General features: G+C 61.5%; 1 protein-coding gene. It reads right to left on the bottom strand.

Annotated elements, in window-relative coordinates; all coding sequences use genetic code 11:
• Window positions 1-1,201: Rib/alpha-like domain-containing protein (locus ERX27_RS11100; RefSeq protein ID WP_208001783.1), on the bottom strand; the 1,201-nt coding region annotated here is incomplete at both ends.

Consider the following 1,201-nt stretch of genomic DNA (forward strand, 5'->3'; position numbering starts at 1 on the left):
CCGCCGGCGCATAGCTTGTGCCTGCCGGTGGTGCTGTGCCGTCTGAATTGAGCGGCGCTGCGATCGTTGCTGCTGTACCCGGCTCCACTGTCGTATCCACGTAGTCCGGCTGGTTGTCTACTGCATCGGTCGTACCTACGGTCACCACTACATCGATCACACCGCCTGAGCCGTCCGGATATGTCACTGCCACCGGGATTGTCACCTGACCTGCTGGGACGCTGATATCCGGATTCACCGTGATGGTGCCGTCCGCGTTCACCACTGCCCATGCTGGCAGGGTTGTCGCATCCGCCGGCGCATAGCTTGTGCCTGCCGGTGGTGCTGTGCCGTCTGAATTGAGCGGCGCTGCGATCGTTGCTGCTGTACCCGGCTCCACTGTCGTATCCACGTAGTCCGGCTGGTTGTCTACTGCATCGGTCGTACCTACGGTCACCACTACATCGATCACACCGCTTGACCCGTCCGGATATGTCACTGCCACCGGGATTGTCACCTGACCTGCTGGGACGCTGATATCCGGATTCACCGTGATGGTGCCGTCCGTGTTCACCACTGCCCATGCCGGCAGGGTTGTCGCATCCGCCGGCGCATAGCTTGTGCCTGCCGGTGGTGCTGTGCCGTCTGAATTGAGCGGCGCTGCGATCGTTGCTGCTGTACCCGGCTCCACTGTCGTATCCACGTAGTCCGGCTGGTTGTCTACTGCATCGGTCGTACCTACGGTCACCACTACATCGATCACACCGCTTGACCCGTCCGGATATGTCACTGCCACCGGGATTGTCACCTGACCTGCTGGGACGCTGATATCCGGATTCACCGTGATGGTGCCGTCCGCGTTCACCACTGCCCATGCCGGTAGGGTTGTCGCATCCGCCGGCGCATAGCTTGTGCCTGCCGGTGGTGCTGTGCCGTCTGAATTGAGCGGCGCTGCGATCGTTGCTGCTGTACCCGGCTCCACTGTCGTATCCACGTAGTCCGGCTGGTTGTCTACTGCATCAGTCGTACCTACGGTCACCACTACATCGATCACACCGCCTGAGCCGTCCGGATACGTCACTGTAACTGGAATCGTTGTTTGTCCGGCTGGCACTGTCGCGTCCGGATTCACCGTGATGGTGCCGTCCGCGTTCACCACTGCCCATGCCGGCAGGGTTGTCGCATCCGCCGGCGCATAGCTTGTGCCTGCCGGTGGTGCTGT

The sequence above is a fragment of the Macrococcus brunensis genome (genome assembly GCF_004359615.1).
GTDB classification, from domain to species: domain Bacteria; phylum Bacillota; class Bacilli; order Staphylococcales; family Staphylococcaceae; genus Macrococcus; species Macrococcus brunensis.